The sequence below is a fragment of the Streptomyces sp. NPDC051180 genome, from assembly GCF_040689545.1.
Classification (GTDB): Bacteria; Actinomycetota; Actinomycetes; order Streptomycetales; family Streptomycetaceae; genus Streptomyces.
Map to the genome: position 1 here is coordinate 20,311 of NZ_JBFBBC010000012.1, position 14,062 is coordinate 34,372.

12 protein-coding genes are annotated in these 14,062 nt (G+C 71.5%); 1 reads left to right on the top strand and 11 read right to left on the bottom strand.

The window, feature by feature from the left end; translation table 11 throughout:
• Nucleotides 1–107: 107 nt before the first annotated feature.
• From pstB to mshD, 11 genes are all read right to left on the bottom strand, one after another.
• On the bottom strand, nt 108–884 hold the full coding sequence (gene pstB, locus AB0424_RS21630; RefSeq protein WP_366307788.1) for a phosphate ABC transporter ATP-binding protein PstB: 777 nt from the start codon (nt 882–884) through the stop codon (nt 108–110).
• Between the two features lie 24 nt (nt 885–908).
• Nucleotides 909–1,982: a phosphate ABC transporter permease PstA gene (gene pstA / locus AB0424_RS21635; protein ID WP_366307790.1), complete on the bottom strand. Its 1,074-nt coding sequence runs from the start codon at nt 1,980–1,982 to the stop codon at nt 909–911.
• Nucleotides 1,979–2,953: a phosphate ABC transporter permease subunit PstC gene (pstC, locus tag AB0424_RS21640; protein ID WP_366307792.1), complete on the bottom strand. Its 975-nt coding sequence runs from the start codon at nt 2,951–2,953 to the stop codon at nt 1,979–1,981. Before pstC ends, pstA begins: the two co-directional genes overlap by 4 nt.
• A 104-nt stretch (nt 2,954–3,057) precedes the next feature.
• Nucleotides 3,058–4,200, bottom strand: a complete 1,143-nt coding sequence (pstS, locus tag AB0424_RS21645) for a phosphate ABC transporter substrate-binding protein PstS (protein WP_366307794.1) — start codon at nt 4,198–4,200, stop codon at nt 3,058–3,060.
• A gap of 558 nt (nt 4,201–4,758) precedes the next feature.
• A complete protein-coding gene (locus AB0424_RS21650; protein ID WP_366307796.1) occupies nt 4,759–5,163 on the bottom strand; it encodes an NUDIX hydrolase in 405 nt (134 codons plus the stop codon).
• Entirely contained in the window at nt 5,160–6,149 is a 990-nt protein-coding gene (locus AB0424_RS21655; RefSeq protein ID WP_366307798.1) for a CHAD domain-containing protein, read from the bottom strand. Before AB0424_RS21655 ends, AB0424_RS21650 begins: the two co-directional genes overlap by 4 nt.
• On the bottom strand, nt 6,136–8,379 hold the full coding sequence (locus AB0424_RS21660) for an RNA degradosome polyphosphate kinase (protein WP_366307800.1): 2,244 nt from the start codon (nt 8,377–8,379) through the stop codon (nt 6,136–6,138). The genes AB0424_RS21655 and AB0424_RS21660 overlap by 14 nt, the downstream gene beginning before the upstream one ends.
• A 258-nt stretch (nt 8,380–8,637) precedes the next feature.
• Nucleotides 8,638–9,621, bottom strand: coding sequence for an ABC transporter permease (locus tag AB0424_RS21665; protein WP_366307802.1), 984 nt, complete (start codon nt 9,619–9,621; stop codon nt 8,638–8,640).
• Entirely contained in the window at nt 9,618–10,457 is an 840-nt protein-coding gene (locus AB0424_RS21670) for an ABC transporter ATP-binding protein (protein WP_366307804.1), read from the bottom strand. Before AB0424_RS21670 ends, AB0424_RS21665 begins: the two co-directional genes overlap by 4 nt.
• Complete coding sequence (locus AB0424_RS21675) at nt 10,454–10,846, bottom strand: GntR family transcriptional regulator (protein WP_366308139.1); 393 nt, start codon at nt 10,844–10,846, stop codon at nt 10,454–10,456. The genes AB0424_RS21670 and AB0424_RS21675 overlap by 4 nt, the downstream gene beginning before the upstream one ends.
• 118 nt (nt 10,847–10,964) lie before the next feature.
• Nucleotides 10,965–11,891 (bottom strand): mycothiol synthase, encoded by a 927-nt coding sequence (gene mshD, locus AB0424_RS21680; protein ID WP_366307806.1) that lies wholly within the window; start codon nt 11,889–11,891, stop codon nt 10,965–10,967.
• A 151-nt stretch (nt 11,892–12,042) separates the two neighbouring features.
• On the opposite strand from mshD, the gene AB0424_RS21685 reads away from it, so the two are divergent.
• Complete coding sequence (locus AB0424_RS21685; RefSeq protein WP_366307808.1) at nt 12,043–13,875, top strand: bifunctional metallophosphatase/5'-nucleotidase; 1,833 nt, start codon at nt 12,043–12,045, stop codon at nt 13,873–13,875.
• The last annotated feature ends 187 nt before the right edge of the window (nt 13,876–14,062 follow it).

A 14,062-nucleotide genomic window follows, 5' to 3' on the forward strand; every position in this document is an offset into this window, starting at 1 on the left:
ACCCCGCGCACGAGGACGGGCCCGGCTCCCCCGAGGGGGAGCCGGGCCCTTCGTCATCACGGTGGCACCGCCATGCAGCACCGTATGACGGCTCTGGGGCGAGCGGTCTAGCCGAAGCGGCCGGAGATGTAGTCCTCGGTCGCCTGGACGCTCGGGTTGGAGAAGATGCGCTCGGTGTCGTCCAGCTCGATGAGCTTGCCGGGCTGGCCGACCGCCGCCAGGTTGAAGAAGGCGGTGCGGTCCGAGACGCGGGCGGCCTGCTGCATGTTGTGCGTCACGATGACGATCGTGAAGCGCTCCTTCAGCTCCCCGATCAGGTCCTCGATGGCGAGGGTGGAGATCGGGTCGAGGGCCGAGCACGGCTCGTCCATGAGCAGGACGTCCGGCTCGACGGCGATGGCGCGCGCGATGCAGAGGCGCTGCTGCTGGCCGCCGGAGAGGCCGGAGCCCGGCTTGTTCAGGCGGTCCTTGACCTCGTTCCAGAGGTTGGCGCCCTTGAGGGACCGCTCGACGATGTCGTTCAGCTGGGACTTCTTGTAGCCGCCGCTGAGCCGGAGGCCCGCCGCCACGTTGTCGAAGATCGACATGGTGGGGAAGGGGTTGGGTCGCTGGAAGACCATGCCGACCGTGCGGCGCACGGCGACCGGGTCGACGTTCGTGCCGTACAGGTTCTCGTCGTCCAGCATCACCTTGCCCTCGACGCGGCCGCCGGGGGTGACCTCGTGCATCCGGTTCAGGGTGCGCAGGAAGGTGGACTTGCCGCAGCCGGACGGGCCGATGAAGGCCGTCACGGAGCGGGGCTCGACGGTCATCGAGATGTCGTCGATCGCCTTGTGGGCGCCGTAGTAGGCGGAGAGGCCGCTGACGTCGATGCGCTTGGCCATGTGAATCACTTCCTATTGCCGCGGTCAGCGGCCGGTCTTCGGGGCCTTCCAGCGGGCTATGCCGCGGGCCACCAGGTTGAGGATCATGACGAAGGCGATCAGGACGAGCGCGGCACCCCACGCACGGGCCATCGCGGCGTCGGTGCCGACCGCGAACTGCTCGTAGACGTAGAGCGGCAGGGAGGACTGCGCGCCTTCGAAGGGGTTCGGGTTGATGAGCTTCGTACCGAACACGAGGAGCAGGACGGGGGCCGTCTCACCGGTGATGCGGGCGATCGCGAGCATGACGCCCGTGGTGATGCCGCCGATCGCGGTGGGCAGGACCACCTTCAGGATGGTGCGCCACTTGGGGATGCCGAGGGCGAGGGAAGCCTCGCGGAGCTCGTTCGGGACGAGCTTGAGCATCTCCTCGGTGGAGCGGACCACGACCGGCATCATCAGGATGGCGAGGGCCATCGCGCCGGCGAAACCGGAGGGGCCGAAGCCCAGCATCAGGTTCCAGGTGGCGAGGACGAAGAGGCCGGCGACGATCGACGGGATGCCCGTCATGACGTCGACGAAGAAGGTGACGGCCTGGGCGAGCTTCCCGCCGCCGTACTCGACGAGGTAGACCGCGGTCAGCAGGCCGATCGGGGCGGCGATCAGGGTCGCGATGCCGACCTGCTCGATGGTGCCGAGGAGCGCGTGGTAGACACCGCCGCCGGCCTCGGCGTCGAGGACGCCGTTCATCGAGTGCGTCAGGAAGTAGCCGTCGAGGACGTCGAGGCCCTTGCTGATCGTGACCCAGGCGAGGGAGAGCAGCGGGACGACGGCGAGGACGAAGGAGACCCAGATGAGGCTGGTGGCGACGCGGTCCTTGGCCTGGCGGCTGCCCTCGACCTTGGTGGTCACGGCGAAGGTGACGAGGACGAAGAGCAGTGCGGCGACCAGGCCCCACTGGACCTTGCTGTGCCAGCCCGCGGCGAGGCCGATGCCGATGCCTCCGGCGATCGAGCCGGCGGCGACGGCGGCCGGGGTCCAGCGGGGGAGCCGGGCGTGGGAGAGGGACCCGCGGCGCGGGGCCACCGAGACCGGACGATCCTGTATGGCGTGGCTCATGCCGCGGCCCCCGAGTACTCCTTGCGGCGGCCGATGATCCAGCGGGCGGCGCCGTTGACCAGCAGGGTGATGGCGAAGAGGACGAGACCGGAGGCGATCAGCGCGTCACGGCCGTACTCGTTGGCCTCGTTGAACTTGGCGGCGATGTTCTGCGCGAAGGTGCCGCCGCCCGGGTCGAGCAGGTGGCCCGAGATGAGGAAGCTGGGGGAGAGGACCACGGCGACGGCCATGGTCTCGCCGAGCGCGCGGCCCAGGCCCAGCATGGAGGCCGAGATGATGCCGGAGCGGCCGAAGGGCAGCACCGACATGCGGATGACCTCCCAGCGCGTGGCGCCGAGGGCGAGCGCGGCCTCCTCGTGCATCCGGGGGACCTGGAGGAAGACCTCGCGGGTGACGTTGGTGATGATCGGCAGGATCATGATCGCCAGCAGGATGCCCACGGTGAAGAGGTTGCGGGCGACGCCGTCGCTGGACTTGTCGAAGATGTACGTCCAGCCCAGGTACTGGTCGAGCCACTGGTTCAGGCCGTCCAGGTACGGGACCAGGAAGATCGCGCCCCAGAGGCCGTAGATGATGCTGGGCACGGCGGCGAGCAGGTCGACGACGTACGCGAGCGGCTTGGCCAGCCGGCGCGGGGCGTAGTGCGAGATGAACAGCGCGATCCCGATCGCGACCGGTACGGCGATGAGCATCGCGATGATCGAGGAGACGACCGTGCCGAAGGCCAGGACTGCGATGCCGAAGGCCGGCGGGTTGGCGGCCGGGTTCCACTCGAAGGTGGTGAAGAAGTTGGTGCTGTCCTTCGAGATGGCGAGGACGGCGCGGTAGGTGAGGAAGACCGCGATCGCGGCCATGATCACGAGGAGGGTGATGCCGGAGCCTCGGGACAGACCGCTGAAGATGCGGTCACCGGGGCGGGACGCGCTCTTGGCGCGCCGGCTCCTCTGTATGTCTGGTGTGCTGGTAGCCATCTGCTTCTCCGGTCTGCGGGGCCCGGACGGGTGTACGGGCTCCTGGCGGCGGTGCACCGGATGCCGGGCCGGCCCTCCCGGGGAGGACCGGACCCGGCCGGGGGTCAGGACAGGGTCGGGACGATCGCGCGGACCTTGGCCGCGATCTCGGCCGGGAGCGGGGCGTAGCCGGCCTCGGAGAGGACCTTCTGGCCCTCCTCGCTGGCCGTGTAGGTGAGGAACGCCTTCAGGGTCGGCAGGGTCTCCGCCTTGTTGCCCTTGTCGCAGGCGATCTCGTACGTGACCAGGGTCAGCGGGTAGGCGCCCTCGGCCTTGGTCGTGTAGTCGAGGGAGAGGGCCAGGTCGCTGCCGGTTCCCTTGACCTTGGCGGCGGCGATGGCCTTCGAGGCGTTCTCCGTGGTGGCGGCGACCGGGGCGGCGGCACCGGTGTTCACGCTGACCGTGGAGATCTTGTTGGCGGTGGCGTAGGAGAGCTCGAAGTAGCCGATGGAGCCCTCGGCGTCCTTGACCGCGGTGGCGACACCGGAGGAGCCGTTGGCGGCCTGGCCGCCCGGGGCGGGCCACGACTTCGTCTTCGGGTCGTACTTCCAGTCGGCCTTCGCGGTGGCCGAGAGGTACTTGCCCAGGTTCTGGGTGGTGCCCGACTCGTCCGAGCGGTGGAACGCCTGGATGGTGGTGTCGGGGAGCTTGGCGCCCGGGTTCAGCTTGGCGATCGCCGGGTCGTTCCACTTGGTGATCTTCGTGTCGAAGATCTTGGCGAGGGTGGGGGCGTCCAGGACCAGGTTGTCCACGCCGTCCAGCTTGTAGCCGATGGCGATGGGGCCGCCGACCATCGGCAGGTTGATGCCCTTGCCGCCCTTGCAGATCTTCTGGGACTCGGCGACCTCTTCGTCCTTGAGGGCGGAGTCGGAGCCGGCGAAGGTGACCTGGCCCTGGTTGAACTTGGTGATGCCGCCGCCGGAGCCGATGGCCTGGTAGTTCACCTCGACGCCCGAGCACGCGGCCTGGAAGTTCTTGACCCACAGGTCCATCGCGTTCTTCTGCGCGCTGGAGCCGGCGGCCAGGAGCTGGCCCTTGGCGCCGTCACAGGCGATGTTCGACGCGGCCGCGGTGGTCTTGGAGGCGCCGTCCTTGGTCGGGGTCTCCGTGTTGTTGTCCGACCCACACGCCGAGAGGACGAGCGCACCGGAGACGACGAGGGCACCGATCGCGGAGGCGCGAAGCCCGTTCTTGCGCGAAAGCTTCACTTTCGGGTGTTCCTTCCAGAAGCCGCCTTGTCGCGGACCGAGTGTCCTGAACGGTTCTACGGCGGCGTGTGTCGGTTTGGTGGGTGCATCGCTGTGCTCTGTGCACCGTGTAAGGCCGAAATTAGGCAGAACAGGTGAAGCGGTCGACGGAGGAGGGTGAACGGGAAGTGAACCGTGCCGGAAGCCCGGGTGCGGGGGCCTTGGGGGGGCGGTTGGTTCTTGTGCGGCCCGGCCGCTCGGTGGGGGCGGTGCTTCTTGGCGGGGGCGCGCCCCTCCGCGGGGCGGTGCGCCCGTCCCCTGGTCCACCCCCCGTGTGGGCAATCGTCCCGCTGGGGCGATGGGGGTCCCCCTGCTCGAGCGAAGCCGAGAGCTTGGGGGAGGGTGGGCGCACGGGACGGCGCCCCCTTGCCGGGGCGAGGCTTCCGTGCCTGGGCCCGGACCCCGTGTGCTGCGCCGTCGTGGGTTGTGCCCACCCGTTCCGCCCCAGCGGAACAGTTGCCCACAACGGGGCACGCCGGGGCACGCCGGGGTGGGGCGCGGGCCCGCAACGGGGGTGGGTTAGGGGAGGGCGTTGTCGAGGAGGGTGCGGTCTCGGGGTTGGGTGAGGCGGGCGCGGGCGGCGGAGGGGGGCAGCCAGAGGAGGGCGTCGACCTCGTCGGAGGGGGTGAAGGCGCCGGAGAGGGCACGGGCGGACCAGTAGGCGACCTCTTTGGGGCGCCCGGCGACCGTGTAGCGGACGGTGGCCAGGCGGGTGCCGAGCTCGCAGTCGCGGCCCGTCTCCTCCCGTACCTCGCGCAGCGCGCACGCCTCGGCGGACTCGCCGCGCTTGCGTTTTCCCTTCGGGTGCGACCAGTCGTCCCACTTGGGCCGGTGGACGAGGGCGATCTCGATGCCGTGGCCGGAAACCGCCGGGCGCCACAGGACGCAGCCCGCCGCGAGGATCGGCCGTGGGTCGTCGTTCACGGGACCGGGGCCGTCGTGGTGCGCCAGGCGCGCTGGAAGGCGAACCGGGCGGCTTCGACGTCATGGCGCTGGTCGGCGTGGAGGACGCCGAGGGCGTACGCGGTGGCGGGGGCGATCCGGGGCGTGCGGGCGGCGGCGGCGGCCGCCGCCGCCGCCTCGGCGGCGTCGCGGTGCCGGTCGAGGGCGCGGGCGGCCTCGTACAGGACGGAGCCGGGTTCGCCGCCGGTGTGCAGGGCCTCGGAGGCGTAGCGGTGGAGGCGCAGCAGGAGGCGGGTCTGGTGCCAGGGGGCGTCCTGGCCGTCGCCGGCGTCGAGGCCGAGGGCCTCGGCGTTGTACGGGTGGGCGGCCCGGGTGAGGGGCAGGGCGGCGACCGCGTCGAGGAGGCGTCGTTCGGCGACCTCGGCGGGGCCGTCGAGGACCTCGACGGCGGGTGCCGAGCCGGCGGGGCCGAGGGGCACCTCGGAGGCGAGGAGGGCGACGGCGTCGGCGACGGCGTGGAAGCGGGCCGAGCCGAGGGCCTGGAGGGCGGCGGAGTGGGCACGCGTCCGGGCCAGGGTCAGCTGCCGTTCGAGGAGGGCGCCGGCGCGGGCGGCGCCGACGGAGAGTCCGGTCGACGCGCCGCCGCGGGCGGCGGGGACGGGGCCCGCGCCGCCCGCGTTCGACAGCCGGGACAGCGCGTCCACCAGCCGGACCAGGCGGGACGTGCAGGCGTGTTCGAGGGCCAGGGTCCCGGAGAGCCAGGCGAGTTCGGTGCGCAGCTGGTCGGCCCAGGCGGTGTCGAGGAGCGGCCGGAAGGTGTGGAGGGTGCCGCTGATGCGGCGGGCCGCGCCGCGCAGCGTGCGGGCGGCCTCCTCCGCTCCGGCCGTGTCCGAGCCGCTCTCGCCGTGCAGGCGCAGGCCGCGGAGGAAGTCCGCGGCCCGCCCGTGCAGGTAGGGGGCGAGGACCTCGCCCGCCGTGACGTCCCGGGAGTGGTCAGGGTTGTGCACGCCGGCGCCTCCGCGCGTCGATGAGCATCTCCTGGACGTGCCGCAGCGGCCTGCCCTCGGGGTCGGTCGCGTGGCGCGTCCAGTTCCCGTCGGGGCCGAGGTGCCAGGAGGAGGTGGTGTCGGACATCCCGGTCTCCAGGAGCCGGGTGAGGGCGGCCCGGTGGGCCGGGTCGCTGACCCGTACGAGGGCCTCGATCCGGCGGTCCAGGTTGCGGTGCATCATGTCGGCGCTGCCGAACCACACCTCGGGTTCGCCGCCGTTGCCGAAGGCGAAGATCCGGGAGTGCTCCAGGAAGCGGCCGAGGACCGAGCGGACCCGGATGTTCTCGGAGAGGCCGGCGACGCCGGGGCGTACGGCGCAGATGCCGCGGACCCAGATGTCGACGGGGACTCCCGCCCGGGACGCCTGGTAGCAGGCGTCGATGACGGCCTCGTCGACCATCGAGTTGACCTTGATCCGCACGTAGGCGGGCCGGCCGGCGCGGTGGTGGGCGATCTCCTTGGTGATCCGGGAGACCAGCCCGTCCCGCAGCGACTTGGGGGCGGTCAGCAGGCGCCGGTAGGTCTCGCGGCGGGAGTAGCCGGAGAGCCGGTTGAAGAGGTCGGAGAGGTCCGCGCCGACCTGCGGGTCCGCGGTGAGCAGGCCGAGGTCCTCGTACAGGCGGGCGGTCTTGGGGTGGTAGTTGCCGGTGCCGACGTGGGAGTAGCGGCGCAGCAGCTCGCCCTCCTGGCGGACGACGAGCGACAGCTTGCAGTGGGTCTTCAGGCCGACGAGGCCGTAGACGACGTGGCAGCCGGACTCCTCCAGCTTGCGCGCCCACTTGATGTTGGCCTGTTCGTCGAAGCGGGCCTTGATCTCGACGAGGACGAGGACCTGCTTGCCGGACTCGGCGGCGTCGATGAGGGCGTCCACTATCGGGGAGTCGCCGGAGGTGCGGTAGAGCGTCTGCTTGATCGCGAGGACGTCGGGGTCGGCGGCCGCCTGCTCCAGGAATGCCTGGACGGAGGTGGAGAAGCTGTCGTACGGGTGGTGCAGGAGCACGTCCCGCTCGCGCAGCGCGGCGAAGATGTCGGGCGCGGAGGCGGACTCGACCTCGGCGAGGTCACGGTGGGTGCCGGCGATGAACTTCGGGTACTTCAGCTCGGGCCGGTCCTGCCCGGCGATGCCGAAGAGCCCGGTGAGGTCCAGCGGGCCGGGCAGCGGGTAGACCTCGGCGTCGGAGATCTTCAGCTCGCGGACGAGCAGGTCCAGGACGTAGGGGTCGATGGACTCCTCGACCTCCAGGCGCACCGGCGGGCCGAAGCGGCGCCGCATGAGCTCCTTCTCCAGGGCCTGGAGCAGGTTCTCGGCGTCGTCCTCCTCGACCTCCAGGTCCTCGTTGCGCGTCACCCGGAACATGTGGTGGGCGAGCACCTCCATGCCGGGGAAGAGCTCCTCCAGGTGTGCCGCGATGACGTCCTCCAGCGGCACGTACCGCTGCGGGGACGCCTCCAGGAAGCGGGACAGCAGCGGCGGCACCTTCACGCGCGCGAAGTGGCGGTGGCCGCTGACCGGGTTCCGTACGACGACGGCGAGGTTGAGGCTGAGGCCGGAGATGTACGGGAAGGGGTGTGCCGGGTCCACGGCCAGCGGGGTCAGCACGGGGAAGATCTGCTGGCGGAAGAGGGTGAAGAGCCGCGCCTGCTCCTTCTCCGTGAGCTCGGGCCAGCGGATCAGGTGGATGCCCTCGTCGGCCAGGGCCGGGGCCACGTCCTGCTGGTAGCAGGCGGCGTGGCGGGCCATGAGCTCGCGCGAGCGCGTCCAGATCAGGTCGAGGACCTCGCGGGGCTGGAGGCCGGAGGCCGAGCGGGTGGCCACGCCGGTGGCGATGCGCCGCTTGAGGCCGGCGACCCGGACCATGAAGAACTCGTCCAGGTTCGAGGCGAAGATCGCGAGGAAGTTCGCCCGTTCGAGGAGGGGCGTGGTGGGGTCCTCGGCGAGTTCGAGCACCCGCTCGTTGAACGCGAGCCAGCTGCGTTCCCGGTCGAGGAAGCGTCCCTCCGGCAGCTCGTCGCCGAGGGGGCCGTCGTCCTCGAAGGTGTCGGGATCGGAGTCCAGGTCGCGCTCCGGCTCCGCTGTGCCGTTCGCGTTCACGACGTGCGGTCGGTGCGCGGCTATGGATCCGAGCGACGGCTGGGCGGACGGCGTGGCGGAGGACTGGACCGGGACCTCGGCAGGCTGCTTGCTCATGGCCCCATTCTTCCGCGCGAAGGGGTGGTCGGGCGCGTCGGAGCGGGCCGTGGGGGAGGGAAGTCTCCCTTTGGGGAGGCTGGACACGGAGCGCTTCATTGCGTGAGCGTCGCAAGCGCGTCTGAATGGCCGGTAACGACGACATGTCGTACGGGAATCGGGGGCGGGGCCCTTGCCGGGCCCCGCCCCCGTTCGGTCTACGCGTGTCCTCCGGCCCGGGGCCTTCGCGCGGCGCCGTTCGGCCCGGTGGACGGATGTCTACGGGAGGCGGGCGCGCAGGACGCGGAACGCGGCGTACGCGGCCAGGGCGGCGAGGGCGAGGAGGATGCCGGTCTCGATGAGCTGGGTGGGCCAGAAGTGGGATGCGGGGTGGAAGTCCGCGAACTGGCCGGTCACCCCGTGCCGGGCCTGGCACTGGGCCTCCACCTTGCCCCACAGGCCCTCGGTGGCGTCCACGCCCGGGGTGCGGGCCGCCTCGTCCCAGCAGATCGACCGGTCGAAGCGGGCGCCGGAGGCGGTGAGCAGGCCCGAGTCCATGACGAGGGCGTCGGCGGGCGTCCAGAGGGTGGGGCCGGCCGGGCCGGTGGCCGTCTCCACTCCGAGGAACGACCAGCGGAAGGTGCCCATGACGAGCATGACCAGGCCCATGACGACGCCCGTGGCGGCCATGGCGACGAGCGTGCGGCGGACGAGCAGGCCGAGGAGGGCGCCGACGGCGATCGCGGCGAGCAGGTAGGCGACGTGGACGACGCCGGTGGCCTCGTACGGGCCGCGGTCGGCCCAACTGAGGCCGTAGCTGCCCGAGACCCGGTTCCAGCCGACGTGGTAGACGGCCACGAGGGCGAGGAGGGTGAGGAGTCCGGCTCCGGTCGCGGAGACGAGTTTGGCGCGGAGCCAGGCCACCGGGCTCACCGACTGGGTGAGGGAGAGCCGGTACGTCCCGGATTCGAACTCGCGGGCGACGAGGGGGCCGGCGACGAAGGCGCCGACCAGGAGCGGCAGCAGGAGCAGGTAGACGCCCCCGTACTCCATGGCCAACCGCAGGGTCTCGTAGCCGCGGTTCTCGTCGGCGGGGAACCGCTGTCCGTCCGCCATGAGGCGGTCGGGGGTCTGGGCGTCCCAGATCCGCAGCCCGCCGACGACCGTGAGGGAGACGGCCACCGCCGCGGCCGCGAGCCACAGGGTCCGCCGGTACTGGCGGACCGTCACCCAGTAGGGGCCCTTGAGTGCGAGGCTGCTCATGCCGGGGCTCCTTCGGGGGTGCGGAGGTGGGCGAGGAGGAGGTCCTCCAGGGAGGGCCGGGAAGTCTCCCAGGGGCCTTCGACGGGGCCCTCGCGGCGGATCAGGGCGGTGAGCTGACGGCCTGTCGTGCGGGACTCCACCACGGTGTGCGGGGCGAGGTCGGCGACCGGGCCCCGGAGCAGGGTGTGGGCGGCGAGCAGGTCGTCGACGGCTCCCTGGAGGCGGATCCTGCCGCCGTGGAGCAGGAGGAGGTGGTCGCAGGCGCCCTCCAGCTCGGTGAGGATGTGGGAGGACATGACGACGGTCGTGCCGCGTTCGGCGGCGTCGGCCATGAGCAGGCCCATCAGCTGGTGGCGGGCGAGCGGGTCGAGGTCGGCCATCGGCTCGTCCAGGAGGAGCAGTCCGGCCCGCTTGCCGAGGGCGAGCGCGAGGGCGACGCGGGTGCGCTGGCCGCCGGAGAGGTCGCGGACGAGGGTGTGCGGGTCGAGTTCGTCGGCGATCACGCGTCGGGCGGCGGCCTCGTCCCAGCGGCCCGGGTTGAGTTCGCGGCCGGTGCGCAGGGTGTCGGCGACGGTGAGCCGGGGGTGGAGCGGCTTCTCCTGGGCGACGTAGGCGAGGTCCTCGCGGGCGGGTGCCTCGATCCGGCCCTCGGTGGGGCGCAGCAGCCCGGCCGCGAGGGCGAGCAGGGTGGACTTGCCGGCGCCGTTGGGGCCGACGAGGGCGCATATGCGGCCGGCGGGGAGCGTGAAGTCGCACTCCCGCAGCGCCCAGCCGCGGCCCCTTCCCCCGTATCGCTTGCCCAGGAGGTCTGCCTCCAGGGCGATGTCCTTCGTCATCGGTCGTCTTCCCCCTCGAAGTGGTCCTTCAGTACGGATGTGAAGAGCGCGGCCACGTCCTCGCGTTCCAGTCCGGCCGCCCGGGCTCGGCGGGCCCAGTCCGTCAGCTCGGCCCGGAGGGGCGAGTCGGCGGGGGCGGCGGTGCCGAGGGTGGCGCGGACGAAGGTGCCGAGGCCGCGGCGGGCCTCGACGAGGCCCTCGCGTTCGAGCTCGCGGTATGCCTTGAGGACCGTGTTGGGGTTGATGGCCGTCGCTTCGACGACCTCGCGTGCGGTGGGCAGTCGGTCGCCTGGTTCCAGGAGGCCCATCCGGAGGGCCTGTTTCGTCTGCTGGACGATCTGGAGGTAGGTGGCGACGCCACTGCGCCGGTCGATGCGGTACTCGACCACGATCCTTTCCACCACCCTTTCACTAATCAAGTAGTGAAAGGGTGGTGGAAAGAAGGGGGCGGTGTCAACCGCCCCCTGTCACACGGGACCCGTCAACCGCCCCCCGTCACACGCGGGTTCAGGACTCCGTGCGGTACATCAGGTCCACCTCGTGCGTGGCGAAGCCCAGCCGCTCGTACACCGTCACCGCCGCGGTGTTGTCCGCGTCGACGTACAGCATCGCCGTCGGCAGCCCCTGTGCCGCCAGGTGGCGCAGGCCGATCGCGGTCAGGGCCTTGCCCAGGCCGCCGCCCTGGGCCTCCGGCAGGATGCCGACCACGTACACCTCGCCGAGCTGTTCCTCGGCGTGGGTCTTCGTCCAGTGGAAGCCGACCAGGGAGCCGCCCTTCTCGGCGAGGAAGAAGCCCTTGGGGTCGAACCACGGCTCGGCCGTGCGGTCGTCGAGGTCCCGCTGGGTGAGCGACCCCTGCTCGGGGTGGTGGGCGAACGCGGCGGCGTTGACGGCCAGCCAGGCGACGTCGTCCTGGCCCGGGGCGAACGTCCGCACGGTGACGCCCTCCGGCAGCACCGGCTCCGGGATGTCGAGCGGCACCAGCGGGCGCCGCAGCTGCCGCAGTTCGCGGAAGAGGGTCAGCCCGAGGACCTGGGCGAGGTGCCGGGCGGCCGCCTTGCCGCCGTGCGCCCACACCCGCAGCCGCTTGCCGGACGCCGCCAGCAGTGCCGCCCCGAGCGCCCTGCCGTGGCCGCGGCCGCGGTAGGAGGGGTGCACGACCAGCTCGGCCGCCGGGGCCTCGATGGGGTCGGTCTCCTCCAGCTGCGCGTATCCGTAGAGATGCGGACCGACCGTCAGGAGGAAGTGGCGCACGCCCTCACGGCTGCCGTGGCGCAGGTACAGCCGCCCCTGCTCGGACACGGCGTGCATGCCGTCCGCCCGGTCGGCGGCCTCCAGGAGCTCCATTACGTCCCGGACCTGCTCCGGCGTGAGCTCGTCGTACGTGTGGATCTGCCGTCCCGGTTCGAGGGCCGGCGCCGCGTCGGAAGTCATGGACACGAGCCTACGGCGACACCTCGTCGGCCAGCGGCAACTGTCTTGTAACCCACTGACCCCTGTTGCGCTACGCGCGTTGACTCTAGGCTGCACGCGCAACGGGGTGTAGATCAACGCCGCGAATCGGGGCAAGGGGACAGTGGGAGCGATGGCAGCGACACCGAGGAAGAGCAGGTCGGCACGGCGGATTCTGGCCGCCGGAGCGGGACTTGTGACGGTTGGGGCGCTCGTGGCGGCGATGCCGTCGGCCGGCGCCGCGGGCGACGAGTACGCCGCCGCCGGGTACGGGCACGGCAAGGGATGGGGCCGGATGGTCGACGTCCAGCTGCTGTCCTTCAACGACCTGCACGGCAACCTGGAGCCGCCGGCGGGTTCGTCGGGCCAGGTGACCCGGACGAAGCCGGACGGGACGACGGAGAAGGTCGACGCGGGCGGCGTCGAGTACCTCGCCACGCACCTGCGCCAGGCGCGGGAGGGGAACCGCTACTCGATCACGGCCGCGGCCGGCGACATGATCGGCGCCTCGCCGCTGCTGTCCGGGCTCTTCCACGACGAGCCGACCATCGGGGCGCTGAACAAGCTGGACCTGGACGTCACCTCGGTGGGCAACCACGAGTTCGACGAGGGCGCGCGCGAGCTGTCCCGGATGCAGAACGGCGGCTGTCACCCGACCGCGGGCTGCTACGTCCCGGGCAAGCGGTTCAAGGGCGCGGACTTCCCGTACCTCGCGGCGAACGTGACGCAGGAGAAGACCGGCAAGCCGCTGCTCGACCCGTACTTCATCTGGGAGAAGAACGGCGTCCGGATCGGCTTCATCGGCGTGACCCTGGAGGGCACCCCGAACGTCGTCACCGCCGAGGGCGTCAAGGGCCTCAAGTTCGGCGACGAGGTCGAGACGATCAACAAGTACACGAAGGTCCTGGAGCGCAAGGGCGTCAAGTCCATCGTGGCCCTGGTCCACGAGGGCGGCATGCCGGCCTCGGCCTCGTACAACTACAACTGCGACGGCGACGGCGACGGTGACGGCGAGGGCGTCTCCGGCGCGATCGTCGACATCGCGAAGAACGTCTCGCCGCAGGTCGACGCGCTGGTCACGGGCCACACCCACCAGGCGTACGTCTGCTCCATCCCGGACCCGGCGGGCAAGCCGCGCCTGGTGACCTCGGCGTCCTCGTTCGGCAAGCTGTACACGGACACGACGCTGACGTACGACCGCGCCACCAAGGACATCGTCCGCACGGCGGTGGCCTCGGCCAACCACGTCGTCTCGCGCGACGTGCCGAAGGCCGCGGACCTCACCCGGCTGATCGAGGACTGGCGCACGCTGGCCGCCCCGATCGCCAACCGTCCGCAGGGCTACATCGCCGCCGACATCAACGGCCGCGGTTCCACGGCGTACGAGAAGCCGCTCGGCGACCTGATCGCCGACGCGCAGCTGGAGGGCCTGGCCCCGGCGGACAAGGGCGGCGCCCAGCTGGCCCTGATGAACCCGGGCGGCATCCGCTCGGACCTGGTGTACGCCGCCTCCGGCAGCGAGGGCAACGGCGTCGTGACGTACGGCGAGTCGTTCACCGTGCAGCCGTTCACCAACATGATGAACGTGGTCGACCTGACCGGTGCGAACCTGATCACCGCGCTGAAGCAGCAGGTCAGCGGCTCGAACCTGAACTCGATCAAGATCCTCCAGGTCTCGAAGGGCCTCACCTACACGCTCGACATGACCAAGGCGGGCGCGGACCGCGTCGTCGACGGCACGGTCAGGCTGAACGGCGAGGCGATCGACCCGTCGAAGACCTACCGCGTCGCGATGAACGAGTTCCTCGCGGGTGGCGGCGACGGCTTCGCGGCCCTGGCCACCGGCACGAACAAGCTGGTCGGCGCCTCGGACCTCGACGTCTTCAACGCCTACCTGGCGGCCAACTCCTCGGCCGCCGCGCCGCTGGCCGTCCCGGCCGCGAACCGGATCACGGTCGTGCAGTAGCACCGGACATGCCCTGAGGGGGCGGCGGACCGCTCGGCGGACCGCCGCCCCCTTGGCGTGCGCGGCCCGGGCCCACCGGATTCCCGCCGTGCTCCCGGCCGGGATTCGGCGTGGCTCCCGGCTCGGTTCCCGCCGTGCTCCCGCCCTGGATTCCGGCGTGATCCCACCCTGTGATTGTTGATGCGTA